We start from the raw sequence: 26,289 nt of genomic DNA, 5'->3' as shown, positions 1-26,289 counted from the left end.
TCAGCTTCGCTGCGATAGATTGAAAAGAAAGAACATCATGCGCGACTATTACGCACAAAGAGCGAAAACTTACGAAAGCATTTATGCCAAACCGGAACGTCAGGGCGATCTGGCAGAATTGAGCGAACGCATCAGCGAAGCATTGACAGGTCGCAAGGTACTGGAGGTCGCCTGCGGCACCGCTTATTGGACCGAGCGCTTTGCTGAGGATGCCGAGTCGGTTTTGGCAACCGATATCAATCAAAACATGCTGGACATCGCGAACGCCAAACGGATCGCGCCAGGTAAAGTGAGTTTTGCGATTGCCGATGCCTTTGATTTGCCGAAAGGCGATTACAACGCCTGCTTCGCTGGCTTCTGGTGGTCGCATGTCAAGAAAGAAGAGCAAGCCGATTTTTTAAAAAAACTACAGTCGCGCGTCGGTAAGGATTGCGTGCTGGTGTTGATCGACAATAATCATGTCGAAGGCAGCAGCCTGCCGATTGCCCGTACCGATAGCGAGGGCAACACCTACCAGTTGCGTTTGCAAGAAGACGGCAGTCGTGTCGAGATCGTGAAAAATTTTCCAACCGATAGTTTTATGCGTAAAAAATTCGCCACGTTTGCACGCGATATCCGCATCCACAGAAACGAGTATTTTTGGATGTTGACTTGCGTATTACGCTGATCATTCACTTAGCGGATTTATTCTAAAGCGTAGATAACGGCGATTGAACATGATAAATTGCGGCTGGTTTTTTATACTCAATAACGACAGGAGATGATTGATGGATTTGCAAGCATGCACAACTGCAATACGCGCCAAGGTGGGGGAAGACAGCGGTCTCAACGCTTCATTGAAATTTGATTGCGGCGATGATGGCGTAGTCTTCGTCAATGCGCTGGCAGTGCCGAATACCGTGAGCAATGAGCAACTCGACGCAGCTTGCACGGTGACTCTGGCATTGACTGATCTGGGCGCCTTACTGTCAGGTCAATTGAATCCGGTCAATGGCTTTATGATGGGTAAGCTCAAAGTCGCAGGCGACATGAGCGTCGCGATGCGTTTGCAAAAAGTGGTTTAAGCCTGGTCCAGGTTGATCGTGCGGGATGACGCTTGAAAAGCGGCTTGATGTGCTGACAGCATAGTTCATGACATATGCGGGATGTTCCAGCCAGGCAAGCAGATCAGGCAATCCGTTCGTCGTTGGCATAAAGTAAATTCAACACCAAATCAGAGCGCGCCTGCGCCACACAAGGCAAGATCGCGCCTTCTGCCTTTTCTTCCAAAGACAAGCCTGGCCACTCGACGATGTAGTCCACTACGCCGCTCTCCATCTGGCACAGGCAGGTTCTGCAAGTACCATTTCTGCAAGAGCTTGGCAACTGGAGTCCGGCCAATTGCGCGGCTTCCAGGATGGTAATCGAGGCCGTGGTCGGAAACGACCAGCCCTGCCTGACTAAAGTCACCTGGAAATACGTCTCTGTTTTATTCATCGTCATCTGCTTAGTCTTGAGCTGGCATGCTGCTGATCTTAAATGGTGCTATAGCAATGCCCTCACGATGGGATTTATTGCTGTTTAATGTTATTGAGCTTGAGTTATGCATCAGTTTTGACTAGATTAAAAGTCCCATCAGAATCTTTTGCTATACAGTTGGGATGCTCCGCTTAAGTTTAGCAGTGGATTCACAGTTTTGTTGGTACAGGAGTAAAAAATGACCAGCGCAACATCGTCTAATTACTATGAAAATGACTCAGCCTATAGTGAACGTCGCGGCACCAGAGCCCCCCAATTTACCCTCATCGAACTCGACCCGCGCGACGTGATCGACGGTGTGATGCTGGAGCAAGGATATCTTTCTGATGATGCGCAATCTTCAGGAAAAATGCGCGAAATTTGTCCGCATTGTAGTGGAGTGCAGTTGCAATTAATTCTGCGATTCCGGCATGTTAAACGCGCCCACCTATTTTGCGATTGTTGCACACGATGCTATGACGCGCTTTATCCCGATGGCAGTTCGGCGCTCGCCCTAGGTGCGGTTTCCCTAGTATGATTACATTCCTGTGAATAAGGAATTTCAAAAAAGAACACACAGCATTGATGCGCCTTTCAGCACCGAATTGTCACGAAAGGCCGACCAATCAAGCGGATTCACTTGTGGTAGCTTCTAAAAAACCCTACCCGAGCGCATCGCGTCGTTTTGTTGCAAAATCTAAAACCTCGCAATGCCGACGTAGTGCTGCGTCGGTAGTTGGTAACTCTCCTGGCACTGCACCTCGATTAAAGGGTTTTTAGAAGTTACCTTTTAAGTTCATCTCAACGACTTATTATCAACCGCAATCCCAAAGCCACAAAAATCGTGCCGGCGGTGCGATCCAGCCACAGGCCTGCGCGTGGATTGCGGTTCAGCCATAAGCCTGCCGCGCCGGAGAAATAACCGAGTAAGCCGAATAGCAGGGCGGCCTGGGCGGTAAAGACCAGGCCGAGTTGGGTGGTTTGCCAACTGACCATCCCGCGTTCGGCGATCACGAATTGCGGTAAAAACGAGAGGAAGAACAGCACGACTTTGGGATTGATGCTGTTCGCGAACAAGCCTTTGGCGAACAACTTGCCCAGCGATTCATCCGGTACCCCAGTACTCGCGACTTGCGCACCGCCGCGGCTGCGCAACGCCTGGATGCCGAGATAAATCAGGTAGAGTCCGCCAACGATTTTGAGTGCGCTGAAAGCGGGCGGGGAGGCAGCGATCAGGGCACTGATGCCTAGGCTGGCGAGAATGGTGTGGCTGATGCAGCCGAGTGCGCAGCCCAGGCCGAATACCATGCCTTGCTTGCGGCCGCGTGAGATGCCGACGCCGAGCACCATCAGATTGTCGGGGCCGGGCGATGCAGTGATCAGCATCGCCGCTAACAAAAAGCCAAAAAATTGTTCAGGACTGAGTAACACAGGGCACCTTGATTGTTCAGACGGAGGCTATATGTTACCCCAGCAGTGCGGCGGCATAAATAAAAAATGAGGCCCGACTTTGCGCCGTGGCCTCATTTCCTATTTTGCTGCGCGTCTTGCTGAGCGACGCGACTTGAGTGACACAAGACGTTGCTATTTGATTGGCATCTCAACCTTGATCAAATTATCTTCCGGCTTGCGGTCGATATATTTGTTATCGGGATCGATCCCGGCTTTGGCGGGTTCGCCTTTGACTAGCATTGTGAACGTCAAATCCTTGCGGTCGATGAGTTTACGCTCTCTGAACAAAGGTTTGCCGTCTTTGTCATCGACGCCGATATCGATCCAGTCATGCAGCGGCAATTCTTTTTCTGCACCGAGTTCATCGGCCTTGAGTTTGTTGCTGCTCGCGGTCAGGGTGACTTCATATTGACCGTTGCCGACGGATTTGGCATTCGCGCTCAAGGCACGATTCTCGAACAGGACAATCGATTCAAACAGGTCGGCGATCAGCGCCTGCTTGTCTTTAGGCGTCACTTTGCGCAAGGCATCGACCAGCACTTTGCTGCTCGGATACGGCGCGCCCTGATTCGCATGCTGCGCGATGACAGCGCGCAGGGCTTGATTGACTTTGTCCTGACCAATCTGATCCTGCAACAAGTACATTACTAGGCTGCCCTTGGCATAATGGATGTAACCCTGATTTTCATTGAAGGCGATCGGCAATTCCTTCTTGCGCTCCTGACCACGCCCCATCAGATATCGATCCAGTTCGTACTTGAGGAACTTGCGCATCTTATCTTTGCCGTAGGTTTTTTCCATGACCATCAGCGCTGAATATTGCGCCAGGGTTTCGACCAGGATCGTTGCGCCTTTGGTATCGCCAGAGACCACCTGATGCCCCCACCATTGATGCGCAACCTCATGTGCCGTCACATAAAACGGATAGTCCAGATCTTTGGGATCCTGATCATCAACCCTGGCAATGAAGCCGATGCTTTCGGAAAACGGAATCGTATTTGGGAACGCTTGCGCAAAACTCGCATAGCGTGGGAACTCGATGATGCGTACCATTTTGTGCTGATAAGGGCCGAAATTTTGGGTGTAGTAGGTGAGTGACTCCTGTACCCCTTTGATCATGCGATCCAGATTGTATTCATGACCTTTTTGGTAGTCGATCTCGATCGCGACATCATTCCATTGTGCTTTCTTCACACTGTAACGCGCCGATAGGAAAGCGAAGAAATTCAGGATAGGTTTATCCATTGTGTAGTGGAAATAACGTCTACCCTTATCTGTCCATTCCTTGTCAAGCAGGCCAGGGGCAATACCGATCTGATCTGCGCTGGTGGAGACGGTCGCATCAAAGCGTATCCAGTCGGCGTCATGGGCGATATAACTGTTTGACAGACCTTTAGGATCATCGCGTTCTGCCATTCGCTCTTTATCGGCTAAACCGTGTTTCTTGCGCTCTTTTTCATCGCTCAGCTCCATAATGGGTTGGTAGCCGATGTGCGGAAAGCTGCCGCTATTGAGAAAGGTGCCGTTGTACAGGATATGACTATCGCTGCCCATGCCTGCGACACCTTTCGGTGCAAACTCGAGTTCAAAATCGAGAGCGATTTTGTCGCCCGCTTCGAGGACAGGACTGAGCTTGTAACTGTAAAAGCCCTTTTTGTCCTGAATCGCCGGCGTTGCAATCCTGTTGAAATGCACTTGCTTCATGCCGACATTTTCTTCCTGCGAGATAAAGATTTCGCTGATCGGTGCCACTCCATTGTTGACTAACTGATAACTTGTTTTTGCATGTGCGGTTCTCTGATCCGGGAAAATGTCTATCGCAACCTTGATATCGGTAATGCGCGGTTGTGGTACGGCTTCATATTTTTTGTATTGCTTCTCATAATTCGCTTTAATTTCCTGGAGGTCAAAACTGCTTTGATAGTGATTGACGATATTGGTGTAGTAGAACAACAGGCTGCCGACGCCGGCAAATAGCAGCGAGCCAACGCCAGCGTTGATGTGATCGCCGGCGTGATGGCGCGCCGCGCTAGCCGAATGCGATTGCGCCACTCGATCGTCGTGCCGCGCACCCACATCAGCATCGCCAGGCTTAGCAAAATCAACGCCGCGCCAGTCCAGTACATCTGGTACCAAAATACTTGCGGCAAGTTGTAGCCAAAGCCATCCATGTCGGAATAATGTGGAGTGGGGCCGCCACCGTACATGACCATAGGATGTTCGATCCCCAGGGCGGGCAAGGCAATTGTTGCGATGTAATACGCGATCATCAAAAAATAACCGACATACTTATTATTCAGTATCACCTGTATCGAGATTGCCAGTACCGCGATCAGTGCATAGGCGGGCCATTGCATCAGGAACAGATGTTGCAGGTATTGGCCTAGCTCGTAATGAGTATACCCCTTGAAAGTCTGGATCACGAGTCCGCACAGCATCAGCACGAATAACAGGATGCCTTGCAAGCTGATCAGTGCGACCAGTTTAGACATCAATGGCAGCCAGTTAGGGACCGGTAAGGTATCGAGCAATTGTGCAATCCGCGCATCGCGTTCGCGCCAGACCAGTTCGCCCGCATAAAAAGTCGTGATGATCAGCATGAACAAACTGAAGCTACCGCCGAGCAAATCCAGCACCGCATAAGTGACAGGATAGGTGGTAGTACCGTACATTTTGCCGAGTGCATTGGACAGCGAAAACATGAACATCACGCCGGTCAGGGCGATCACGACGAAGTACACGTTTTTGACGGTCTCGCGCAGGTTCAGCCAGCATTGGCTGACAAACAGCGACAGTAAGTTGGAACTGCCGTAATTCGGAGTAACGGCCGGAATCTGGATGGTTGTTGGTGCGATCTCTTTGGCGACTTCTTTCTTTTGCTTGCCACTGGCACTGATCGTCGCGAAATCGAAACGCCAATAGCACAACACCATGGCGATGATGCCGACCGTACCCCAGATCAGGCGGTTGTACAGCAGCAGACCCTGCATAGGTACGATCCGGCTATTTTTATCGACAACGCTCCAATATTCGGTAATCCGGCTGATCGCACGCGAGCCAAACGGATCAAGCAGGGCTGCCAGGGTTCGGTCATCGACATCACGCGCTAAGGTGCTAGCCACCATATAACCGATCAATAAGACTACGCTTGATACATACACCGGCAACATGCGGCGATACAAGGCCCCCAGCGTGAAGAATAGTGCACCGAAGATCATCAGGTTCGGTATCAGCGATGTAAGGTAGGGTGCAACATAGGCCGCCGGGATCATCGTTCCGAGAAAGTTTTTGCCCACCCCCGGCAAGTAGCAGCCTAGCCATGCACCCAGGCTGATGCTGGAAAAAATCAGGATCAAGGTCAGCAGCGCACCAAGATAACGGCCACCCAGATACTGGAACTTACTGATCGGTGAGCTGTAAAAGAAATGCCAGATATTGTGTTCAGTATCTTGCTGGATCGCCCGGCCCATCATCGCCGCGACAATCACGACACCGAGATAGCCGAGGAAGGTCACGGTCTGCGAAATCGCCATCGGTGAATTGATATGCACCTTGCCGCCGAAATCGATGACAGCACCATCGAACACGCCACCCGCCGCCGCGATCCACAACATCGCCAACGAGAAGAACATCAGGAAATACACGTAAGTGGAAATGCTGCGGGATTTTTGCCGCAGCTCAAACAGGATGATTGGGAGCATGATTGTTCCTTATGCCGCGCGCGCAGTCGTTGCGGTTTGCTGCGATAGCAGTGTCGCCATCGCGGAGAAATACACATCTTCCAGATTAGCTTGGGCTTGGGTGAAGCCATCGCCAGGATGGCTGTCGGCATACACGTTGATCAGTGTGCGACCGGAGGTCAGGCGACTCGAGATCACTTGATATTGCGTCTGGAATATTGCGAGATCGCTCTTTTCAATAAAGCGCTTCCAGATTTTGCCTTGTATCTGGTCGATGAGCTGCAATGGCTGTCCGGTCAGGATGACGGAGCCTTGATTAATGACCGCCATGTGATTGCACAGATCAGCAACATCCTCAACGATGTGCGTAGACAGGATCACGATCTTGTCGTTGCCGATGTCGGACAGCAGATTATGAAAGCGTACGCGCTCCTCCGGATCGAGACCGGCAGTCGGTTCATCGACGATGATCAACTTAGGATCGCCTAACAAGGCTTGCGCAATCCCGAAGCGCTGACGCATACCGCCGGAGAAACCGCCGACGTGTTTGCTTTTGACATTGAATAAATTGGTCTGGTGCAGCAAGCCTTCAACGATTTCTTTGCGTTGTTTACGATTGTCCAGACCTTTCAGTAGCGCGAAATGATCGAGCAGATCATAGGCGCTGACTTTAGGATATAAGCCAAAATCCTGTGGCAGATAACCAAGCATGCGACGCACGTCATCTTTATGTGTCTTGATGTCAATCGCATCCAGATGAGCAGTGCCGGAATCGGCATCCTGCAAGGTAGCCAGAGTACGCATCAGCGTCGATTTGCCGGCACCATTCGGTCCAAGCAAGCCGAACATGCCGGCCGGTATCGTCAGCGTAATATTATTCAGGGCTTGTACACCGTTGCTGTACTGCTTGGATAAATTCTGTATGCGTAATTCCATGACGATTCCTTATGGGAGTGTGGTTACTTCAAAAGTTAAATAAGCGCGATCGCTTTTAGTGTGCTGAGCATAATAGCAATAATGTTCAAATAGGCAATGTATTTCGTTGTTGCAATGATATTCTGACTACAGGATGGGAGAGCGACCTATATTGCCCGATGGTGACAATAGCCTTCAGGATTTGCTTGTCTCATTGTCAAATGACGAGACCGTATTTATTGAGGATGAAATGCAAAAACCAGAGGATGAAGTTTGATACCCGCCGGTTTGATTTCCAGCTTCTTGGACGGCAGGGCGCAGAAAATGCCAGCACGAACCGGGCTTGATCAGTTATAATGCGATCTGGCGGGCCCCTGCGCATTGCGGCATGGCCAATCTGGTCAGGTCGGGAACGAAGCAGCCACAGTCATTTCCCGCAAGTGCCGCAGACCAGGCTCGCCTCTTTCTTTCAGGTCTTGTACTTTCTTGTTTCTCCTTGTCGTTGTTCTGACAATTTCTCCTCCCCCCAAAAAAACGTCGTAATGCAATAGCCCGTCGTCGTGGCTTTGTATCCACAGATAGCGTATCTGCTTGCATTAGGGATTCTTTGTATCTACTCTGAATTGGCAGGTCGAATTCACGATTTTTTATAAAAACGATTAGAGGAGATACAGATGAAAATTTTAAACAGATTTGTCATGTGCTGCGCTTTAAGTTTGGGTCTGTTGTCCGGTACTTCTGCTGCGGAGGATCGCGGCACGACCGATCAAGCCATCGCAATGGTAAAAAAAGCGATAGCAACCATTAAATCGCAGGGCAAAGACAAAGCATTTGCCGAATTCGCGAATACTTCGAATAAAGAGTTTCATGATCGCGATCTCTACATCATCGTTTATGACTTGAATGGACTCAATTTATCTCATGGCAATAATCCTAAGATGATGGGCAAAAATTTGATCGATTTAAAAGCCGGCGACAAATTTGTCATCAGAGAAATGATCGCAATTATCAAAACTAAGGGGAGCGGCTGGGTCGATTATCAATGGCCAAATCCGATGACCAAGGTGTTGGAGAATAAATCGACTTATGTAGAAAAAGTAGATGATTATTTTGTCGGCTGCGGCATCTATAAATGAGCGTGAAATAAGATCTTTGTTCAGTCGTAGGCCAGTCCTTTCAGACTGTATTTCAGTGTGTTTCTTCACTTATCTTTGCACCAAGAGGGCGCTTGGTGCAAATGATTTTTTTTACCTTTGACGAATGGTCAGGAAATAAGGCCAGGTAGCTGATTACGCAGTCCCGTCATGATGAAGTGAATTCCGATGGCGGCCACGAACAGCGCCATCACGCGCGTCGCCACATTGATTCCTGTTCTACCAAGCAACCGGTTGATTGGCAAGGCCAGACACAAGGTAGCCCCCACGAGGGCGGAGGTCGTGATCGCGGAGCCGACCAGTGCGGCTTTTCCCTGCCAATTCGCTGTGTCGTTCGCCAAGGTGATCATTACGCCGATTTCTGCCGGGCCGACCAGAAGCGGGAAAGCCAGAGGCGTAATAGCAATAGCTCGAATGTCGGACTGGGCTTCGCGGCGCTCATCTGAGGTTTGCATAAAACCACCATAGTGCGCCTGAAACATTTCAAACGCGATGAAAAGTGCGAACAGGCCGCCAGCGATACGGAAATCGTCGAGCCCGACATAAAAGAATGCCAAAATATCACGGCCGAACAGCGCCGAAGCCGACAAGAAAGCTGCTACAGCAAGGCTGGCTATAACAATGGTTTTTTGTCGTGCGCGCGCCATCACGCCGCGAGTCAGGCTCAGAAAGATTGGAATCACTCCGATCGGATTCGCCAGTGCGTAAAGCAGCGTTGTAGTACCAATGAATTCGTTCTGATGCATATTATGGTTCTCCGTTGAAGTTGGTTCGGTAAGCCGCCCGCCGACCTTAGCTGCCAGACTCTTACTTGAAAGGTCCGGCTGTTTTCAGACGATTTTTCGTGTGGGGCCGGGCCTCAATATCACCGCTTCTTTGATCAATGCGGGGGCAAGACAGGCCGCCGAGGTAGTGCTTGCTGGTTGCCTGCGCCATCATTTGGAACATTAATGGGCGCCCATCCGTGAAGAAATACGTTACCAACAACCAATTCTGAATTAGAAAATGTACCCAGTAACAGATGTGTGTGCTGAAAAGCTCGACGCCGAGGGCCGTAGAAGTGCCCATCAAGTAGCACGGCAGCCGCTGCTGCCATGCTGCAGATCAGAACGCCTCAGAGATTTGCTTGCGTATCTTGTCAAACCAGTTGGTGCCACTCTTACCACCTGCAGAGGATTTCTCGATGGATTCCAATTGAGCGTACATCGGTTGGAAGTCACGCTTCTTTCCGTAACCCAGCAACTCGGCCATCTGCAACTGCTCGCGTATAGTCTTGAGTTCGTTTGCAAGTTTGTCGTTGTCGTCTTTGCTGCGATCTTTTTTCTCGGTCAAAGCCTGTGCGTCCTTTAGCAGGTTCTCTACACGCAGTTTAGGCAGCGGTATCACGTCCGTGGTAACGACCAGAGTATTCAGTGCTGTTTGCAGCTGTGTCTTAGCCTCGTCTATCTTTCCCGCATCGATCAGGGGCGTGATGGCCTTGATTGCCGTCGGGTAAGTTGCCAGCGGAATGTTCGTGGTTCGGATCTGAGTTTCACTCGCGAGCGCTTCAACAAGAGATCGCGCTCTGGGAATGTCACCGTCCGAGAGCGCCTTTTTCGCGTCGGCGATCGCAAGTTTGACCGTCTCCGGGTCGGCGAACAAGTCGAAAGTCACAACCTGAGTGGCAACAGGCGCCATCTTCAGAGAAGGATCCCGCGCCACAATAAGTTCAAGTTTGCCGGTGGCTTCGGTAAGCGCTTTGAGCGCGACATCGGTCTTCTTATCTTCCAGTGCCTTGAGTGCCTGCTGCGTCTGGGCGATCGCTGCCGCAGCATCGCTCAAGAGCTGCTTGCGCTTTTCCGCAGCCGCATCCGCAGTCTGCTTGTCGACCTGAGACTGAACCGCCTTGCTGGATGCGGACTGCAACTGTGGCTTGCTCGCTGGCGACGAAGTCGCGGCAAGGCCCGGCGTCGCCGTCGTCATCCCGATGCTCAGCAGCGCTACCGTCAGCCCTTTTAGCGCCAACGCGCGTGGTTGATCTGCACGATCAGTATCTTTCGATGAACCGAACCCAATGTTCGGATGGTTCAGCATGAATGTCTTCATAATGATTCGTCCTTTCGATTCAGTAGATTCGTGTCGGTCAGCACCTCCGCTGCCGACTCAGTAAGTGACGTAGCTCTTGGCCTGACACTTTCAATTGGCGATGCAGTCAGCGAACCCAAGCTCGCGAGTTCGCTATGAGGCCCCAATGAAGCCGGCAAGAGAACATCATTCCGTTCATGGCCGGGTGTTCCTGCCCGGCCGTGATGCAACCCGCTGTAACCCGGGTAGCATCACGCCCTTTTTAAAGCTCAGACTGCCTTGACAGCAATATGGATAGCGCGGGCTCCGTCAGCCTTGGGAAGTTCGACGCGCAGCACCCCGTCGCGGTAGTTGGCTTTGGTTTCTTCGGCCTTGACTGGCGCAGGTAATGCCACATCGCGGCGGAAGCTGCCATAAGCACATTGCACGACACTGTAGCGGCCACGGCTGACTTCGCGATCGGACCGCTTTTCTCCCCAAACGGTGAGAGTATTTCCTTGCAATTCGATATTGAAGTCTTCGCGCCGCATGCCGGGTGCTTCAATGCGTACAATCACTTTGTCGTCGTCATCGAACACGTCGGATGCCATAAAGGCCCACCCGCCGAACGGCAGCGGGTCTTCGTTTCGAGGGGGCGGCGTATCCGAATGTGACACTGGTCCCGATGAGGGTGCCGGCCAGAAACGGGTCAGCGCACCGCTGGCGCGGGCGCTGAGCTCACGCCAGCCCTCTGCCAGCGACTCCCAGGCCTGATCCGCGCCTTGCTTGAGTTGTTCTGCAAGCTTGGTCATGGTTCATTCCTCCCACAGTTGGTATCAGGTTTAACTTGCCGACACGGCGATCCGGCGAGGCTGAGCCTGCGGCTGCTTGGGGATGCGCAGACTCAGAACACCGTCTTTCAGGTTGGCCTCGATGTGCGCCGTGTCGAGTTCGCGACTCAACGTGAAGCTGCGGCGGTAACGCGGCACACGTACTTCGGCGTACACCGCCTCCAGACCTTCTGGCGTGAGCGGCTGCGCACTGCCTTCGATCAGGAGAGCATCGCCCTCGATCTTCAGCTCCAGTTGGTCCTTATGTACGCCGGGCATGTCGGCGATCAACGTGATGCCGCTTGCATCCTCAAATACGTCAACAGCGGGCAGCACGGCGCGTTGCTGCTCTTGATCGGCGTCGTGGCGCGCCACTTGATTGTTATCGCTCATGATGAATTCTCCTTGGTTGTCAGACGCGTCACTGCACGGTGATGCGCTTAGGTTGGGCCGATTCGTGACGTGCGATGCTCACATGCAACACCCCGTCGCGGTAATTTGCATTGACCTGCGAGGAATCGACGTCCTCCGGCAATGAAATGGCACGCGTGAAGCTGCCTGTTGCGCGTTCGCGGGTGTACACCTGAACTTTGGGATCATTCGCAGGAATGCCGGAAGCGCGTTCGCCAGAAATACGCAACACGCCGCGATCAAGCGTCACCCCGATCTTAGAGGCGTCCAGGCCAGGAGCGAACGCATAGATTTCCACACTGGAAGGTGTGCGGCCGACATTGACCGCAGGCACCGTTCCCGGCGCGACAGAGCGGATGCTGCTAGGCAAACCAGAGACGCCAAACAAATCATCGATTTCACGACGCAGGCGCTCGAACTGACCGAACAGGCTATTTGGATGGTTCAAAATCGATTCGTACATGGTGTGTGTCCTCCGATTCAAAGGTTGACACCGGCAGGAGACCAGGACCAGCCGGCTCGATTTCTAATATAGGGATAGTAAAAAACGATTTCAAGTGGTCGAATAATGACTACAGATGGTTCGTGTGATCAACCCGAAAATCAATCCGAACCGATCGCGTTTATTGGTGGTTTTTTATTTGTATCCGTAAATGTAGTCGTGGGCGCACATCAAATTGGTGTCTGCAACCCAGCTTGAGGATTCGTTTTTATACCGACACTCTATAGAGTCGGTTCCTCCTGCTTTTTCTCTGTGTCTCTGTGTCTCAGTGGTGAGATGTTTGGGTTTTTGCGTAAGCCCTATGATTAATAGGTGACTGATGGCGAAGAAATAGATTCGAATTGGACATTATCTTTACAAAGCAATTGCTTGCTTAGTAAAATGAACAAATCATTATAAATATCGCTTCTCGGATTTGATGCATCGATATCAATAGGCATATATGACACAACACATTATCGATAATCCCGAATTTCAACAATTACTGCGCATGGTGATGGAGGAGAAAATCCCGTTTTGCCAACTGCTGGGAGTGAAGCTTGGCAACTTTGACCCCGAGCATCCCATGGTGCATTTTGATATGCGTGAAGAATTGCTGGGCAATTTTGCCCAGGGCATGCTACATGGCGGAGTGATTGCCTCAGTGCTGGATAGCGTGGCAGGTTTTGCGATTCTTCTGAAAATGGCGAAACAAAGTCCCAAAGACGATCCGCTATCGCAATTAAAAGAGTTTGGCAATATGAGTACGATCGATTTGCGGATTGATTATCTACAGCCCGGCAAAGGCAAGAGGTTCACTGCGACAGCGGAGGTGACCCGGTTAGGCAGACGTGTTGCCAATGTCTTGATGGATTTGCGCAATGAGAAAAATGAACGCATTGCGACTGGTGCTGCTGCATTCATGCTGCATGGCCGGGCTTGAAAATAAACGTTCGTGCGTATTGTTGAGCGGCTTTTATAATTTGTGCCTGTGTATTCAACAGACAATCTTCAGCAGACTATCCTCGATTCAATATGATTAAACATCGCCCGCTCGCAACAGTTGTTGATGAGGAGAAAAATCGTCGCGCCGATCTGGTCCGGGTTTCGGCCCGGCTATTTCGCGAGAAAGGCTATGACGCAACTACGGTACGCGACATTGCCAATGCCGTAGGCATGCGATCCGGCAGTCCCTTTTATCACTTTAAAAGCAAACAAGAGATCCTGGCTGCCGTGATGGAGGAGGGGCTGGTTGCAGGGCTGGAAGAAGTCGAGCGCATCGTTGCCAGCGATATGTCTGCTTTAGATAAATTCGGGAAATTATTGCGCGCGCACTTAGAAACGGTGCTTGGCGAAGGGCATGATTTTATTCCGGTTTTATTGTATGACTGGCATGCACTCAGCCCGGAATTGCAGGGAAAAATTATCGATCTCAAGGATCGCTATGATCAGCTTTGGCAAAAATCGCTTTCTGAATTAAAGCAAGCGGGATTGATTAAGTCGGATAGCAAGATCGTCCGTTTGCTGCTGCTTGGTGCGATTAATTACAGTGTCCAATGGTATAAGCCGGGCAAGGGGCTGAATCTCGATCAGTTGGCCGAGCAGATTTTGGAATTCTTCCTGACAGGTGTTGCACCATCTGAATGAAAAATCTGAGTTTTGTCGTGGAAAATGAAACGAAATACACAAGACTTCTTTTTATTTTACTTTGTCTTGGATTTATGAGTATAATCGAACAATCGTTGAGATTCTAGGTGGTAGTGCAGTATCAGTCTGTCATTTCTTCTTGGTTGAAACGATCTATCGGGCACTTGCCCACATTAACTGAAATAGGAAATAGTAATGGCAACAGGTATTGTTAAGTGGTTCAATGATTCTAAAGGTTTTGGTTTCATTACTCCAGATGAAGGCGGCGAAGATTTGTTTGCTCACTTCTCTGCAATCGTATCCTCCGGCTTCAAATCTTTGAAAGAAAACCAACGCGTTTCTTTCGACGTAACAACTGGCCCAAAAGGCAAGCAAGCTTCTAACATTCAAGCGATCTAATTCTCATATTGAGACGCAGAATGTGACTTGTTTAAGTTGCTAAGCAAAAATCCCTGACATGTCAGGGATTTTTTTTGTCTGTCTATGGCAGATTTAAGACTTATGCCAGTAGTTTGGCTTGCTATACGCGTGGCGTAAAAAATCCACGAAGGCGCGTATCCTTAAAGGCAAATGGCGGCGCTGTGCAAAAATCGCATAAATATCATTGCCCGGTGCGGTAAAGTCATCGAGCACGGTGACCAGCTTGCCTGATTCGATTTCTGTGCCGACTTCCCACATCGATCGCCAGGCGAGACCTTTGCCTGCAATCGCCCAATCATGCAACACCTCGCCATCATTGCAGACCATATTGCCTTCAACCTTCAGTACGACATTCTTGCCGTTCTGGCGGAAGGTCCAGCCGCGCTGACTGCCGTCGCTGCTAAATGCCAGGCAATTATGATTGCTTAATTCATCGAGAGTCGCAGGCGCACCGTGACGTTTGATATACGCAGGGGAGGCGACGACCACGCGTTTGTTATCTGCCAGTTTCACGCCGATCAGATTGGAGTCGCTCAGCGAGGCGATACGGATTGCCACATCAACCCCCTCGCCAATCAGGTCAACCACGCGATCATTCAGGCTGAGCGTGAGTTTGACGTCCCGGTGTTCGCTTAAAAAAGACGGTACCAGTGGCGCTACATGCTGACGACCAAAACCCGCCGGCGCCGAGATCGTCAATTGACCGCTGGCACGCGCACTGCGTTCTGAAACTGAAGTCTCCGCTTCTTCAAGTTCCGCCAGGATGCGCTGGCAGTCTTCCAGAAATGCAGCGCCTTCGTTGGTAAGGGCGATTTTACGTGTGGTTCTCTGTAATAATTTCACGCTCAATCGTTCTTCAAGCGCATCTAGCCGACGGCCTATCATGGCCGGTGCAACGCCTTCAGCGCGGGCCGCGGCAGACAGGCTGCCGCGGGCGGCGACTTCGGCAAAAGTAGAAATTTGTTTGAATTGATCCATATTATTGTCGTAAGTTAAAACAGGAAAAATGGCGTTACATTTGATAAATATAAATGATATTGGTCAAGCATACGATTTATCTTTAACTAAAACGCAAAGATAAAGTGATAAAACGTCGTATTTATAATTATTTCTAGTGAATATACTGCGTATCACTCACTTGATGTTTTCTTTATCAATGGCGGATTTTTTGATTATTTAAAAATACCGTCCTATTTTGATTGTTTCACTCATGTCCATTCAGGCAATTGCTTTTGATGCTTACGGTACGCTGTTTGATGTGTACTCGATAGGCGAACTGGGGGAGAAAATTTTCCCGGGTAATGGTCTGGCTTTAGCTGGGCTGTGGCGCGACAAGCAAATCGAATATACGCGTTTGCGCACCATGTGCAGTATGTATAAACCGTTTTGGGAAGTAACCCAGGATGCGTTGGTTTATGCATGTAATAAATTGCGCTTGCAGTTGAGTCTGGATGCGCAAAATGCCCTCATGGGGCAGTACGCACGCTTGCAAGCTTTTCCAGAAAATCTCGCCGTGCTGAAGCAATTGCGCGAGCGCGGATTGAAGCTGGCGATCCTCTCGAATGGCAATCAGCATATGCTGCAGTCGGCTGTTGATGCTGCCGATATGCAAGGTATTTTTCATCACTTGTTGTCGGTCGATGCAGTAAAAAAATTTAAGACCGCGCCTGAGGCTTATCAAATGGCACCGGATATGTTTGACCTGCCCGTCAAAAATATTTTATTCGTGTCGAGTAATTGCTGGGATGCCTGTTGTGCGACCTGGTTTGGCTATACGACTTTTTGGGTCAACCGAAACGATGCGCCTTTGGAGGAGCTCGGCGTGGTGCCGCACGGTCAGGGTAAGTCGCTCACAGACGTCATTCAGTTTTTAGATACACAGGTTTAATTTTTATATTTTTATTTTAATAGCGGAGAATCTTATGACACACATCACTTTGCCAGCAGGCATGCAAATTACGGGTGAAATCAAACCGGGCTTTGAACAAATCCTGACTCCGGAAGCACTCGAATTAGTCGCTAAACTGAGCCGCGCTTTTGAGCCGCGTCGTCAGGAATTATTGGCTGCCCGGGTAGCCCGCGCAGCACGTCTGGATGCGGGTGAATTGCCAGATTTTTTGCCGGAGACTAAACATATCCGCGAAGGCGATTGGAAAATCGCGCCGATTCCCAAAGCACTCGAATGCCGTCGCGTCGAGATTACCGGTCCGGTAGAGCGCAAGATGGTGATCAATGCCCTGAACTCCGGTGCCGATAGTTACATGACCGATTTTGAAGATTCCAACACGCCAAATTGGGATAATCAATTGACAGGTCAGCTGAATATGCGCGATGCCGTGCGTCGCACGATCAGCCTGGAACAAAACGGTAAAAGCTATCAACTCAATGATACGGTTGCGACGCTGGTAGTGCGTCCGCGCGGCTGGCATCTTGATGAAAAACATGTACTGGTCGATGGCAAGCGTATCTCCGGCGGTATTTTTGATTTTGCGCTGTTCCTGTTCCATAACGCCAAAGAGCAACTGGCGCGCGGCGCCGGTCCTTATTTCTATCTGCCAAAGATGGAGTCGCATCTGGAAGCGCGTCTGTGGAATGATATCTTCGTGATGGCGCAAAATGAAATCGGCTTGCCGCAAGGCACCGTCAAAGCCACCGTGCTGATTGAAACGATCGTCGCCGCATTTGAAATGGATGAAATCCTGTATGAATTGCGTGAACACAGCTCAGGCTTGAATGCGGGGCGCTGGGATTATATTTTCTCTTGCATCAAAAAATTCAAGAACAATAAAGACTTCTGCCTGGCAGACCGTGCCAAGGTCACGATGACGGCGCCTTTCATGCGTTCGTATGCCTTATTGCTGTTGAAAACCTGCCACAAGCGTAATGCGCCGGCGATCGGCGGTATGGCCGCCCTGATCCCGATCAAAAACGATCCGGCAAAGAATGATGTCGCAATGGGGGGCGTGCGTGTTGATAAAGCGCGCGATGCGACCGACGGCTACGATGGCGGCTGGGTGGCGCATCCGGGCTTGGTAGAACTGGCGATGACGGAATTCAAAAAAGTATTGGGCGACGCGCCGAATCAAATTTCCAAGCAACGTCCCGATGTCGAAGTTACTGCAAAAGATTTGCTGAACTTCCAACCGGAAACACCGATTACCGAAGCCGGTCTGCGTTACAACATCAACGTCGGCATCCATTACCTGGGCGCATGGCTGGCCGGTAATGGCTGTGTGCCGATTCACAATTTGATGGAAGATGCAGCGACGGCAGAAATCAGCCGTTCCCAGGTATGGCAATGGATACGTTCGAGCAAAGGCTTGCTGGAAGACGGCACTAAGATCACCGCAGATTTAGTGCGCGCCATGATCCCGCAGGAACTTGCCAAGGTGAAAGAATTGGTCGGTTCAGGTGCGACTTATGATCGTGCTGCTGTGATTTTTGAAGAGATGTCGACTTCGGATTCCTTCGCTGAATTCTTGACTTTGCCTTTATATGAAGAAATTTAATTTATTCGACGCATATCGTTAAGATAGGTAATGAATTGATAAAAAGCGATCTGGCAACGGATCGCTTTTTTTATGGATAAGCGCTCAGGAACGCCTGACGCATATCCGCATTCTGTGGGCGAATTTGATCAAGATATTCAAATCATAGACTGCAATTTGCTATTTGCATCAACGTCACCATTTTCATAAATTTTTCAATATGGCAATATTAATTTGTTATATTAATGCTCATCGGTGCGACAGCTACATCAGGGCAATTATCGTATCGTAAAAAATGAATCTATCCTTCTTTCAGGAAAGTGAGTGAGCAAATGAAACAATACGGCGCTGAATTTTTTGGGACTTTTTGGTTGGTTCTGGGCGGTTGCGGCAGTGCCGTGCTGGCCGCCGCTTTTCCCGGTGTGGGGATTGGTTTGCACGGCGTCTCTCTGGCTTTTGGCCTGACGGTATTGACGATGGCATATGCCATTGGCCACATTTCCGGTTGTCATTTAAATCCAGCGGTATCTATCGGTTTGTGGGTCGGCGGACGCTTTCCTGCGAATCAATTATTACCTTATATCGTGGCGCAAGTTCTGGGCGGGATTGTGGCCGGCGGTATTTTGTTCATGATCGCCAGCGGCAAGCCGGGCTTTGATGTAGCGGCAGGTTTTGCTTCAAATGGGTATGGCGAACATTCGCCCGGCGGTTATTCCTTGCAGGCGGCATGGCTGACTGAGGCTGTGATGACGATGTTTTTTCTGGTGATTATTCTCGGCGCTACCGATGCCAGAGCGCCGAAAGGTTTTGCACCCATTGCAATTGGCCTGGGTCTGACCTTGATCCACCTGATCAGCATTCCTGTGACTAACACCTCGGTAAATCCGGCACGCAGCACCGGTGTTGCTTTATACGTCGGTGGTTGGGCGGTGCAGCAGCTATGGTTGTTCTGGGCTGCACCGATTGCCGGTGCAGCAATCGGTGCAGTTACCTACAAAATGATTGCCGGTGACGGCAAATAAGTCATTGATCAGGATGCCGGTATGTCGTCATCCAGGCTCTTGCTCAGCTCCTTATACTGGTTCCCGGTCGGATTGTTACCATGATGTCGAAGTGATGTAATGGAACCAAGGCTGAGCTTGTAAGGCGCAAGAGGGGGTAATTTATTTTTGCCGCACTGCGGTATGAAATAATTGCATGCTATTCTTGCGTCTTCTTTTCATTGGAAGACTGTTGTTATGCCCGCCAATTTGATCAATGCTACCGAAGCGATTGCCGCGACCGAACTTTGGCTGGAAAAAGCCGTGATCGGTTTGAATTTATGTCCGTTCGCTAAAGCCGTTCAGGTCAAGCAGCAGATTCGGTTTACTGTCAGTGAAGCGAAAACACCGGATGAGCTGCTGCAGGACCTGGTAAAAGAGCTGGAACTATTAGCCGAAGCCAATCCCGAGAAAATCGAAACCAGTATCCTGATTCACCCTTATGTACTGAGGGATTTTTTGGATTACAACGATTTTCTGGATGTGGCAGATGCGGCTTTGCAAGAACTCGATCTGGAGGGAATTTTACAAATTGCCAGTTTTCACCCGGATTACCAATTTGCCGGTACCGATCCTGACGATATCGAAAACTTTACCAATCGTTCACCCTACCCATGTCTGCATTTGATCCGCGAAGAAAGCATCGACAAGGCAATTGCGGCTTTTCCAGATGCCGATATGATCTATGAAAAAAACATCCAGACCATGCGCGACCTGGGGTTGGATGGCTGGCGTAAATTATTCCCATCAGCACGTAAAAAGTAATTTGTTATTTTCATCCGGTCTTCATTCAAGACAAAATGATGTAGTGCCTGCAATCATTTTTTTATATCCTTATGCAAATAAGTAATTTACCGATTTTCATTTTTAGCACTCCCGTATTTAATTCTGGGATCTGATTGATTTTAGATACTGGGTAGATGTATCAATGTATTACTCAAGGAAACGTATGCTGGATAAGCGGAAATATGATGATTTATCCTATACTCCCTTTATTTTTCTTAATTCTTAGATTCCGGCTGCAACTTGGTGCTGGTAGCCATCAGCTGGTAGCCGTGCAAACCTGGCAATTCCATAAGCAAACTGTTCAGACTTCTGACGGCGAACTCGCTATAAGTGATTTTTTTCAAGCAAGGTCTGCCTAAAAAACAGGCAGGCTTCACTTGTTATTTTGCGTAGCAGCATGTAGAGTAAAGGGTTGATTTTCCGCATTTTTTACCCTTTAGGTTTTCTACATCTATGGCTCTAATCGTCCACAAATACGGCGGCACTTCGATGGGTTCGACTGAACGCATCAAGAACGTCGCAAAGCGCGTTGCCAAATGGCATGATGCAGGTCACCAGATTGTTGTGGTGCCGTCCGCCATGTCCGGCGAAACCAATCGTCTGCTCGGTCTGGCCAAAGAAATTATGGCGCAGCCTGATCCTCGCGAACTAGACATGATTGCCTCTACCGGCGAACAGGTTTCCTCCGCGCTATTGTCGATGGCGCTGCATGCGGTCGGCAAGGAAGCCGTGTCTTACGCCGGCTGGCAGGTTGCAATTAAAACCGATTCCGCACATACCAAGGCAAGGATCGCCTCGATTGATGATGCTAAAGTCCGTGCCGACCTGGATGCCGGCAAGATCGTGATTATTACGGGCTTCCAGGGGGTTGACGAGCTGGGCAATATCACGACCCTGGGTCGTGGCGGTTCTGATACCTCAGCCGTGGCCGTGGCCGCTGCAATGAAGGCGCAAGAATGCCTGATCTACACTGACGTTGATGGCGTCTATACAACCGATCCGCGCGTGGTGTCCGATGCCCGTCGCCTGAAGACGGTGACCTTTGAAGAGATGCTGGAAATGGCTTCGCTGGGCTCAAAAGTCCTGCAGATCCGCTCGGTCGAATTTGCCGGCAACTACCGCATGCCGACCCGTGTCTTGTCCTCGTTGACAGACCCATTAATTCCGCTGGAAGAAGAAATGAATTCCGGCACCCTGATTTCGTTTGAGGAAGATACACATATGGAACAAGCTACCATCACCGGCATCGCGTTTAACCGTGATGAAGCAAAAATCACCGTCTTCGGCGTCCCGGACAAGCCAGGCATTGCCTACCAGATCCTGGGTCCTATTGCCGATGCGAATATCGAAGTCGACATGATCATCCAGAACCAGTCTGTGGACGGCAAAACCGACTTCACGTTTACGGTACCGCGCGGCGAGTACGCTAAGGCCATGCAAGTGCTGGAAGGCAGCGTCAAGGAACACATCAGCACCGGCAGCATCATTGGCGACCCCAAGGTCTCCAAGGTTTCCGTGGTCGGTGTCGGCATGCGCAGCCACGTCGGTATCGCATCGCAGATGTTCCGTACCCTGTCGGAAGAGAGCATTAATATCCAGATGATCTCGACCTCAGAAATCAAGATCTCAGTGCTGATCGATGAGAAATACATGGAATTAGCCGTACGTTCCCTGCACAAAGCCTTCGGCCTGGAATCCACCGAAGGAAATTAGCAGATTGTTCTGGCTTGGTTGTTGACCAATTCCGAACAAGCAGCTATTATCTCGGTCTCGATTGTGATTGAGTAATCAGTCGCAAACGTGTGGAGGCGTGGCCGAGTGGCCGAAGGCACTTCCCTGCTAAGGAAGCATATGGGCTTAAACCTGTATCGTGAGTTCGAATCTCACCGCCTCCGCCAAAGAATATCTGCCCGCTTAACGAAAGTTAAGCGGGCATTTTTCTTTGGTGGACGATATTAATTCCTGTGCCTGTTCTGTGCGCATGAATGATCTGGTGCGACTGCTGCGCGTATGCCTCAGCTCCTTGCCGGTTTTGACGCTTGGCGTCACTCTATTCTTGTATTGTTCAAGCTTTCCAATCATGTTCAATCCGGTTCGATCGTCGCCGCCCGATTTTTACATTCCGATTTTTACATTCTGTTTACACCCATCCCCCCAGTCTTTACAAAATCTTTAGATACATCCCGCTATTCTTATCCTCGTTAAAACAACACCCCTGAGGGCAGTGATGACGGATTTTATGGATCTGGTTTTTGTTGGAGGAATCATTGGATTCTTCCTGTTGGTTTGGGCGTTTACGCTGGTTTGTCATGCATTGGGAGAAGCGCAATGACGATCGTTCATCTGGTTGCCGCGATAGTGGCGGCGGGTTTGCTGATCTACCTGGTGGTAGCTCTATTGAAAGCGGAGGAATTGTGATGACAACGCAAGCGATTGTTTTACTGCTGGTTTTTTTTGCGCTGTTATTGGCGATGGCGTATCCGCTAGGTCATTTTATTGCCAGACTCGCAGCCGCCGGACGTGTGCCGGGTTGGGGCTGGCTGGGTCGTGTTGAAAACATGTTATACCGCACGGCGGGTGTCGATGCGCAGCAGGGTATGGGCTGGAAAGTCTATGCAATTGCCTTGCTGGTTTTTAATACCCTCGGTGCTTTAGTCGTCTATGTGCTGCAACGGGTGCAGCAATGGCTGCCGCTGAATCCGCAAGGCATGGCGAATGTCAGTCCCGATTCCGCTTTTAACACGGCCGTGAGTTTTGTCAGTAACACCAACTGGCAGGGTTACTCTGGCGAGTCCACCATGAGTTATCTGACCCAAATGCTGGCACTGGTCGGGCAAAATTTCTTTTCCGCCGCGACCGGCATCGCAGTGGTGTTCGCGCTGATCCGTGGTTTCTCCCGTCATTCTTCTCAGTCGCTCGGCAATTTTTGGGTCGATATCACGCGCGCCACTTTGTACTTGCTATTGCCTTTGTCGCTGATCTTTGCGGTGTTTTTGATGGGGCAAGGCGTGATCCAGAATTTCGATGGTTATAAAGAAGTGTCCTTGCTCGACCCGATTACCTATAGTCAGCCAATCAAAGATGCGCAAGGCAATCCCATTACCGAGACCTTGACTGCCAAGACCCAAACTATTGCGATGGGCCCTGTGGCTTCGCAAGAGGCGATCAAGATGATCGGTACCAACGGCGGCGGCTTCTTCAATGCGAACTCTGCGCATCCTTATGAAAATCCGAATTATCTGACGAACTTTGCACAGATGCTGAGTATTTTCCTGATCCCCGCGGCCTTATGTTTTGCCTTTGGTCGCATGGTTGGTGATATTCGTCAGGGTTGGGCTGTGCTCGGTGCCATGACCATTTTATTTATCGTGCTGACACTGGGCGTGTTTGCGGCAGAACAGCAGGCGCATCCTGTGCTGCATTCCTTGGGAGTGGATCAGGTTACCAGCGCGTTGCAATCCGGCGGCAACATGGAAGGTAAAGAGACCCGCTTCGGTATCAGTGCCTCGGCGCTGTTTGCCGCGATCACGACGGCAGCGTCCTGCGGCGCCGTCAATGCGATGCACGATTCGCTGATGCCCCTGGGCGGCCTGGTGCCTATTGTTTTCATGCAGTTTGGCGAAGTGGTGTTTGGCGGTGTCGGTTCCGGGTTGTACGGCATGCTGATTTTCGCCATTCTTGCCGTGTTTATCGCGGGCCTGATGATAGGCCGCACACCGGAATACCTGGGTAAAAAAATCCAGGCTTACGAAATGAAAATGACCGCCATCGTGATCCTGGTCACGCCTGCACTGGTGCTGATCGGTACCGCGATTGCGGTGATGGCAGCCGATGGTAAAGCCGGGATTGCCAATCCGGGTGCGCATGGCTTTTCTGAGATTTTGTATGCCTTCACATCGGCGGCCAATAACAATGGCAGCGCCTTTGCCGGTTTGTCTGCGAACACGCCGTTCTACAACGTGCTGCTGGCGATTGCGATGTGGTTCGGCCGCTTTGCCACGATCGTTCCTATCCTCGCGATCGCAGGTTCCCTGGCAGCCAAGAAGCGACTGGAAGCCAACGCCGGCACCATGCCGACACATGGCTGGATGTTCATCTCTTTGCTGGTTGGTACCGTGGTCCTGATCAGCGTATTGAACTACATCCCGGCACTGGCTCTGGGTCCTGTCGTCGAACACCTGCAATTGTTTGCTCACTAAACTTGATTTGTCGACTCATTTGCAATCAAGTTTGCTGATTATCCAGTACCTCATTAAGGAACAAGCACATGTCACATGCTCATTCACCAGTAACTTCAAAGGTAAGTTTACAAAGCCATTCCGGTAGGACGCCAGGCAGCGCAACGCCTTTGCAAGACGAGTTACGTAGTGCCAAATCACTGAGTTTGTTCGATAGCAAATTAATCGTGCCGGCGATCATTGACTCGCTTAAAAAGCTCAGTCCGGCAACGCAATTGCGCAGCCCCGTCATGTTCGTCGTGTATGTCGGTAGTATTTTGACGACGCTGTTATGGTTGCAAGCCTTATTTGCTCAAGGCGAAGCGAAGCCCGGCTTTATTTTGACGATTGCAGTCTGGCTCTGGTTCACCGTGTTATTTGCCAATTTTGCCGAGGCACTGGCCGAGGGCAGGAGCAAGGCCCAGGCCGCATCCCTGCGTGCGCTGAAGCAAACCGTGATCGCCAAAAAACTCGCCACGCCAAAGCATGGCACGAGCTGGTTGCCAGCCAATGCCGGCGATTTGCGCAAAGGCGACGTCGTCCTGCTTGAAGCGGGCGATGTGATCCCGATTGACGGTGAGGTCATTGAAGGTGTGGCGACCGTCGATGAAAGCGCAATCACAGGTGAATCGGCGCCGGTGATCCGCGAATCCGGCGGTGATTTTTCGGCAGTGACAGGCGGCACCCGCGTGCTGTCGGACTGGCTGGTCATGCGTGTGACCTCGAATCCCGGAGAAGCATTTATTGATCGCATGATTGCAATGGTGGAAGGGGCCAAGCGACAAAAGACGCCGAATGAAATCGCCTTGACGATCTTGCTGGTCGCGCTGACGATCATCTTCTTGCTGGTCACTGTCACCTTGCTGCCATATTCCTTGTTCAGCGTAGAGGCCGCGCAGGCAGCGGGTCTGGCTTCGACGCCGATTACGATCACCGTACTGATTGCTTTGCTGGTCTGCCTGATCCCGACCACGATTGGCGGCCTGTTGTCGGCAATTGGGGTGGCCGGTATGAGCCGCATGATGCAAGCGAATGTGATCGCGACCTCGGGGCGCGCGGTAGAGGCGGCAGGGGATGTCGATGTGTTGATGCTGGACAAAACCGGCACCATCACTTTGGGCAATCGCCAGGCCTCGGAATTTTATCCGGCACCCGGCGTGATTCTTGCGCAATTGGCCGATGCCGCGCAGCTGGCATCACTCGCCGATGAAACGCCGGAAGGCCGCAGCATCGTCGTCTTGTCCAAGCAAAAATGCAATTTACGTGAACGCGAGATGGCCGGCCTGAATGCGCATTTTGTCCAGTTCACCGCACAGACCAGGATGAGCGGTGTCGATATCGGCGCCCGCGCGATACGTAAGGGGGCGGCAGAGTCGGTGAAGAAATTTGTCGAAGAATTGGGACGTCCCTTCCCGGCGGAAGTCAGCGCCATTGTCGATGATATTTCACGGCGCGGCAGCACGCCCCTAGTGGTGGTCGATGATGGCAAAGTGATGGGGGCAATCGAACTCAAAGACATCGTCAAGGGCGGCATCAAAGAGCGCTTCGCAGAACTGCGTCGCATGGGCATCAAGACCATCATGATCACCGGCGACAATAAGCTGACGGCGGCCGCGATCGCGGCAGAGGCGGGCGTCGATGACTTTTTGGCGGAAGCGACGCCGGAGGATAAATTGAAACTGATCCGTAGCCACCAATCGGAAGGTCGCCTGGTGGCGATGACCGGTGATGGCACCAACGACGCCCCGGCACTGGCGCAGGCGGATGTGGCTGTGGCGATGAGCTCCGGCACGCAGGCGGCGAAAGAGGCTGGCAATATGGTCGATCTGGATTCCAATCCGACCAAGTTATTGGAGATCGTCGAGATCGGCAAGCAAATGCTGATGACACGCGGCTCGTTGACGACGTTTTCGATTGCGAATGACGTGGCGAAATACTTTGCGATTATTCCAGCGGCATTCGTAGGTACTTATCCGCAACTCAAGGCATTGGACATCATGCATCTCACCAGCCCTGCGTCGGCGATCATGGCGGCGGTGATCTTCAATGCGCTGATTATCGTGTTCCTGATTCCGCTGGCGTTAAAGGGCGTGAAGTACCGTGCGATTGGTGCTGCCCGTTTATTGCGGCGTAATTTATTGATCTACGGTGTCGGTGGTTTGTTGTTACCGTTTGCCGGTATCAAACTGATCGACATGGTGTTGGCATTATTTAATTTCATTTGAGGA

At 50.9% G+C, this 26,289-nt stretch carries 26 protein-coding genes, 1 tRNA gene and 1 other RNA gene; 17 read left to right on the top strand and 11 right to left on the bottom strand.

What is annotated here, in order from left to right:
* Positions 1–37 precede the first annotated feature (37 nt).
* Positions 38–667: a class I SAM-dependent methyltransferase gene (locus LPB67_RS07160; protein ID WP_262836430.1), complete on the top strand. Its 630-nt coding sequence runs from the start codon at positions 38–40 to the stop codon at positions 665–667.
* Between the two features lie 100 nt (positions 668–767).
* Positions 768–1,064, top strand: a complete 297-nt coding sequence (locus tag LPB67_RS07155; protein WP_262836429.1) for an SCP2 sterol-binding domain-containing protein — start codon at positions 768–770, stop codon at positions 1,062–1,064.
* Positions 1,065–1,167: 103 nt separating this feature from the next.
* Here the strand turns inward: LPB67_RS07155 and LPB67_RS07150 are convergent, their stop codons facing one another.
* Entirely contained in the window at positions 1,168–1,476 is a 309-nt protein-coding gene (locus tag LPB67_RS07150) for a 2Fe-2S iron-sulfur cluster-binding protein (RefSeq protein ID WP_410482714.1), read from the bottom strand.
* A gap of 220 nt (positions 1,477–1,696) precedes the next feature.
* On the opposite strand from LPB67_RS07150, the gene LPB67_RS07145 reads away from it, so the two are divergent.
* Positions 1,697–2,035 (top strand): hypothetical protein, encoded by a 339-nt coding sequence (locus tag LPB67_RS07145; RefSeq protein WP_262836427.1) that lies wholly within the window; start codon positions 1,697–1,699, stop codon positions 2,033–2,035.
* 263 nt (positions 2,036–2,298) lie between these two features.
* On the opposite strand, the gene LPB67_RS07140 is transcribed toward LPB67_RS07145, so the two are convergent.
* From LPB67_RS07140 to LPB67_RS07125, 4 genes are all read right to left on the bottom strand, one after another.
* A complete protein-coding gene (locus LPB67_RS07140) occupies positions 2,299–2,883 on the bottom strand; it encodes a LysE family translocator (protein WP_262836834.1) in 585 nt (194 codons plus the stop codon).
* Positions 2,884–3,081: 198 nt separating this feature from the next.
* Positions 3,082–4,002, bottom strand: coding sequence for a M1 family aminopeptidase (locus LPB67_RS07135; protein WP_262836833.1), 921 nt, complete (start codon positions 4,000–4,002; stop codon positions 3,082–3,084).
* Positions 4,003–4,763: 761 nt separating this feature from the next.
* Positions 4,764–6,650: an ABC transporter permease gene (locus LPB67_RS07130; RefSeq protein ID WP_262836426.1), complete on the bottom strand. Its 1,887-nt coding sequence runs from the start codon at positions 6,648–6,650 to the stop codon at positions 4,764–4,766.
* A 9-nt stretch (positions 6,651–6,659) separates the two neighbouring features.
* Positions 6,660–7,565, bottom strand: a complete 906-nt coding sequence (locus LPB67_RS07125) for an ABC transporter ATP-binding protein (RefSeq protein WP_262836425.1) — start codon at positions 7,563–7,565, stop codon at positions 6,660–6,662.
* A gap of 344 nt (positions 7,566–7,909) precedes the next feature.
* On the opposite strand from LPB67_RS07125, the gene ffs reads away from it, so the two are divergent.
* An RNA gene (ffs, locus tag LPB67_RS07120) (signal recognition particle sRNA small type) lies at positions 7,910–8,008 on the top strand.
* Positions 8,009–8,218: 210 nt separating this feature from the next.
* Positions 8,219–8,680, top strand: coding sequence for a cache domain-containing protein (locus tag LPB67_RS07115; protein ID WP_262836424.1), 462 nt, complete (start codon positions 8,219–8,221; stop codon positions 8,678–8,680).
* Between the two features lie 128 nt (positions 8,681–8,808).
* Here the strand turns inward: LPB67_RS07115 and LPB67_RS07110 are convergent, their stop codons facing one another.
* The 5 genes from LPB67_RS07110 to LPB67_RS07090 form a co-directional block, all read right to left on the bottom strand.
* A complete protein-coding gene (locus tag LPB67_RS07110; RefSeq protein ID WP_262836423.1) occupies positions 8,809–9,444 on the bottom strand; it encodes a MarC family protein in 636 nt (211 codons plus the stop codon).
* 358 nt (positions 9,445–9,802) lie between these two features.
* Positions 9,803–10,783, bottom strand: coding sequence for a YfdX family protein (locus tag LPB67_RS07105; RefSeq protein ID WP_262836422.1), 981 nt, complete (start codon positions 10,781–10,783; stop codon positions 9,803–9,805).
* Positions 10,784–11,031: 248 nt separating this feature from the next.
* Positions 11,032–11,553, bottom strand: a complete 522-nt coding sequence (locus LPB67_RS07100; protein WP_262836421.1) for an Hsp20/alpha crystallin family protein — start codon at positions 11,551–11,553, stop codon at positions 11,032–11,034.
* 30 nt (positions 11,554–11,583) lie between these two features.
* Positions 11,584–11,964 carry an Hsp20/alpha crystallin family protein gene (locus tag LPB67_RS07095; RefSeq protein WP_262836420.1) on the bottom strand — a complete coding sequence of 127 codons (381 nt, stop codon included), beginning with the start codon at positions 11,962–11,964 and terminating at the stop codon, positions 11,584–11,586.
* Positions 11,965–11,992: 28 nt separating this feature from the next.
* Positions 11,993–12,445, bottom strand: a complete 453-nt coding sequence (locus tag LPB67_RS07090; protein ID WP_262836419.1) for an Hsp20/alpha crystallin family protein — start codon at positions 12,443–12,445, stop codon at positions 11,993–11,995.
* A 481-nt stretch (positions 12,446–12,926) separates the two neighbouring features.
* On the opposite strand from LPB67_RS07090, the gene LPB67_RS07085 reads away from it, so the two are divergent.
* The 3 genes from LPB67_RS07085 (at position 12,927) to LPB67_RS07075 (ending at position 14,509) form a co-directional block, all read left to right on the top strand.
* A complete protein-coding gene (locus tag LPB67_RS07085) occupies positions 12,927–13,406 on the top strand; it encodes a thioesterase family protein (RefSeq protein WP_262836417.1) in 480 nt (159 codons plus the stop codon).
* Between the two features lie 92 nt (positions 13,407–13,498).
* Complete coding sequence (locus LPB67_RS07080; RefSeq protein ID WP_262836416.1) at positions 13,499–14,110, top strand: TetR/AcrR family transcriptional regulator; 612 nt, start codon at positions 13,499–13,501, stop codon at positions 14,108–14,110.
* Positions 14,111–14,305: 195 nt separating this feature from the next.
* On the top strand, positions 14,306–14,509 hold the full coding sequence (locus LPB67_RS07075) for a cold-shock protein (RefSeq protein WP_262836415.1): 204 nt from the start codon (positions 14,306–14,308) through the stop codon (positions 14,507–14,509).
* Positions 14,510–14,602: 93 nt separating this feature from the next.
* Here LPB67_RS07075 and LPB67_RS07070 read toward each other — a convergent pair whose 3' ends face one another.
* A complete protein-coding gene (locus LPB67_RS07070) occupies positions 14,603–15,508 on the bottom strand; it encodes a LysR family transcriptional regulator (RefSeq protein ID WP_262836414.1) in 906 nt (301 codons plus the stop codon).
* A 232-nt stretch (positions 15,509–15,740) separates the two neighbouring features.
* Between LPB67_RS07070 and LPB67_RS07065 the strand changes: the two genes are divergently transcribed.
* The 9 genes from LPB67_RS07065 to kdpB all read left to right on the top strand — a co-directional run bounded on the left by LPB67_RS07065 (position 15,741) and on the right by kdpB (position 26,286).
* Positions 15,741–16,418 (top strand): haloacid dehalogenase type II, encoded by a 678-nt coding sequence (locus LPB67_RS07065; RefSeq protein ID WP_262836413.1) that lies wholly within the window; start codon positions 15,741–15,743, stop codon positions 16,416–16,418.
* Between the two features lie 34 nt (positions 16,419–16,452).
* Entirely contained in the window at positions 16,453–18,039 is a 1,587-nt protein-coding gene (gene aceB / locus LPB67_RS07060; protein ID WP_262836412.1) for a malate synthase A, read from the top strand.
* Between the two features lie 311 nt (positions 18,040–18,350).
* The gene (aqpZ, locus tag LPB67_RS07055) at positions 18,351–19,040 is read left to right on the top strand and encodes an aquaporin Z (protein ID WP_262836410.1); all 690 of its coding nucleotides are present in this window, start codon (positions 18,351–18,353) and stop codon (positions 19,038–19,040) included.
* A 216-nt stretch (positions 19,041–19,256) separates the two neighbouring features.
* A complete protein-coding gene (locus tag LPB67_RS07050; protein ID WP_262836409.1) occupies positions 19,257–19,823 on the top strand; it encodes a DUF1415 domain-containing protein in 567 nt (188 codons plus the stop codon).
* Positions 19,824–20,297: 474 nt separating this feature from the next.
* Complete coding sequence (locus LPB67_RS07045; protein ID WP_262836408.1) at positions 20,298–21,557, top strand: aspartate kinase; 1,260 nt, start codon at positions 20,298–20,300, stop codon at positions 21,555–21,557.
* A 91-nt stretch (positions 21,558–21,648) separates the two neighbouring features.
* Positions 21,649–21,742 (top strand) — tRNA-Ser (locus LPB67_RS07040).
* A 430-nt stretch (positions 21,743–22,172) separates the two neighbouring features.
* Positions 22,173–22,262: a K(+)-transporting ATPase subunit F gene (gene kdpF, locus LPB67_RS07035; RefSeq protein ID WP_262836407.1), complete on the top strand. Its 90-nt coding sequence runs from the start codon at positions 22,173–22,175 to the stop codon at positions 22,260–22,262.
* Positions 22,262–24,043: a potassium-transporting ATPase subunit KdpA gene (gene kdpA, locus LPB67_RS07030; RefSeq protein WP_262836405.1), complete on the top strand. Its 1,782-nt coding sequence runs from the start codon at positions 22,262–22,264 to the stop codon at positions 24,041–24,043. Before kdpF ends, kdpA begins: the two co-directional genes overlap by 1 nt.
* A 68-nt stretch (positions 24,044–24,111) precedes the next feature.
* The gene (gene kdpB, locus LPB67_RS07025; protein WP_262836404.1) at positions 24,112–26,286 is read left to right on the top strand and encodes a potassium-transporting ATPase subunit KdpB; all 2,175 of its coding nucleotides are present in this window, start codon (positions 24,112–24,114) and stop codon (positions 26,284–26,286) included.
* The last annotated feature ends 3 nt before the right edge of the window (positions 26,287–26,289 follow it).

The sequence above is a fragment of the Undibacterium sp. Jales W-56 genome (genome assembly GCF_025548535.1).
GTDB lineage: Bacteria > Pseudomonadota > Gammaproteobacteria > Burkholderiales > Burkholderiaceae_D > Undibacterium.
Note: the sequence above shows the minus strand (reverse complement) of the source record. Positions and strands in the feature narration are given on the sequence as shown.

Coding starts and splice junctions, on each gene's coding strand:
- LPB67_RS07160 (WP_262836430.1), top strand. CDS start 38: ATGCGCGACTATTACGCACAAAGAGCGAAAACTTACGAAAGCATTTAT.
- LPB67_RS07155 (WP_262836429.1), top strand. CDS start 768: ATGGATTTGCAAGCATGCACAACTGCAATACGCGCCAAGGTGGGGGAA.
- LPB67_RS07150 (WP_410482714.1), bottom strand. CDS start 1,476: ATGAATAAAACAGAGACGTATTTCCAGGTGACTTTAGTCAGGCAGGGC.
- LPB67_RS07145 (WP_262836427.1), top strand. CDS start 1,697: ATGACCAGCGCAACATCGTCTAATTACTATGAAAATGACTCAGCCTAT.
- LPB67_RS07140 (WP_262836834.1), bottom strand. CDS start 2,883: ATGCTGATCACTGCATCGCCCGGCCCCGACAATCTGATGGTGCTCGGC.
- LPB67_RS07135 (WP_262836833.1), bottom strand. CDS start 4,002: ATGGTACGCATCATCGAGTTCCCACGCTATGCGAGTTTTGCGCAAGCG.
- LPB67_RS07130 (WP_262836426.1), bottom strand. CDS start 6,650: ATGCTCCCAATCATCCTGTTTGAGCTGCGGCAAAAATCCCGCAGCATT.
- LPB67_RS07125 (WP_262836425.1), bottom strand. CDS start 7,565: ATGGAATTACGCATACAGAATTTATCCAAGCAGTACAGCAACGGTGTA.
- LPB67_RS07115 (WP_262836424.1), top strand. CDS start 8,219: ATGAAAATTTTAAACAGATTTGTCATGTGCTGCGCTTTAAGTTTGGGT.
- LPB67_RS07110 (WP_262836423.1), bottom strand. CDS start 9,444: ATGCATCAGAACGAATTCATTGGTACTACAACGCTGCTTTACGCACTG.
- LPB67_RS07105 (WP_262836422.1), bottom strand. CDS start 10,783: ATGAAGACATTCATGCTGAACCATCCGAACATTGGGTTCGGTTCATCG.
- LPB67_RS07100 (WP_262836421.1), bottom strand. CDS start 11,553: ATGACCAAGCTTGCAGAACAACTCAAGCAAGGCGCGGATCAGGCCTGG.
- LPB67_RS07095 (WP_262836420.1), bottom strand. CDS start 11,964: ATGAGCGATAACAATCAAGTGGCGCGCCACGACGCCGATCAAGAGCAG.
- LPB67_RS07090 (WP_262836419.1), bottom strand. CDS start 12,445: ATGTACGAATCGATTTTGAACCATCCAAATAGCCTGTTCGGTCAGTTC.
- LPB67_RS07085 (WP_262836417.1), top strand. CDS start 12,927: ATGACACAACACATTATCGATAATCCCGAATTTCAACAATTACTGCGC.
- LPB67_RS07080 (WP_262836416.1), top strand. CDS start 13,499: ATGATTAAACATCGCCCGCTCGCAACAGTTGTTGATGAGGAGAAAAAT.
- LPB67_RS07075 (WP_262836415.1), top strand. CDS start 14,306: ATGGCAACAGGTATTGTTAAGTGGTTCAATGATTCTAAAGGTTTTGGT.
- LPB67_RS07070 (WP_262836414.1), bottom strand. CDS start 15,508: ATGGATCAATTCAAACAAATTTCTACTTTTGCCGAAGTCGCCGCCCGC.
- LPB67_RS07065 (WP_262836413.1), top strand. CDS start 15,741: ATGTCCATTCAGGCAATTGCTTTTGATGCTTACGGTACGCTGTTTGAT.
- aceB (WP_262836412.1), top strand. CDS start 16,453: ATGACACACATCACTTTGCCAGCAGGCATGCAAATTACGGGTGAAATC.
- aqpZ (WP_262836410.1), top strand. CDS start 18,351: ATGAAACAATACGGCGCTGAATTTTTTGGGACTTTTTGGTTGGTTCTG.
- LPB67_RS07050 (WP_262836409.1), top strand. CDS start 19,257: ATGCCCGCCAATTTGATCAATGCTACCGAAGCGATTGCCGCGACCGAA.
- LPB67_RS07045 (WP_262836408.1), top strand. CDS start 20,298: ATGGCTCTAATCGTCCACAAATACGGCGGCACTTCGATGGGTTCGACT.
- kdpF (WP_262836407.1), top strand. CDS start 22,173: ATGACGATCGTTCATCTGGTTGCCGCGATAGTGGCGGCGGGTTTGCTG.
- kdpA (WP_262836405.1), top strand. CDS start 22,262: ATGACAACGCAAGCGATTGTTTTACTGCTGGTTTTTTTTGCGCTGTTA.
- kdpB (WP_262836404.1), top strand. CDS start 24,112: ATGTCACATGCTCATTCACCAGTAACTTCAAAGGTAAGTTTACAAAGC.